General features: G+C 65.0%; 1 pseudogene. It reads left to right on the top strand.

Annotation, left to right across the window (positions count from 1 at the left end):
• Positions 1–286: pseudogene (locus EN851_RS35820) on the top strand (insulinase family protein); the annotation flags it as partial.

The raw sequence follows: 286 nt of genomic DNA, 5'->3' as shown, positions 1-286 counted from the left end.
CCATGCTCGACGCCACCAACTTCACCGTCTATGGCACGCCGCGCGGCGACGCCAAGCTCTCCGATGTCGAGGCGGCCGTCGACGGCGAGATCGCGCGCATTGTCAAGGACGGCGTGACCGACGACGAATTGGAGCGGGCGAAGACCCGCTATGTCCGCTCGATGATCTTCGCCCGCGACAAGCAGGACGACATGGCCAACATGTATGGCTCGACACTGGCCACCGGCGGCAATGTGCAGGACGTGCTCGAATGGCCGGATCGCATCCGCAAGGTCACCGCCGACGA

This window comes from Mesorhizobium sp. M8A.F.Ca.ET.208.01.1.1 (assembly GCF_004791315.1).
Taxonomy (GTDB): domain Bacteria; phylum Pseudomonadota; class Alphaproteobacteria; order Rhizobiales; family Rhizobiaceae; genus Mesorhizobium.
This window is presented reverse-complemented; position numbering and strand designations above follow the sequence as displayed.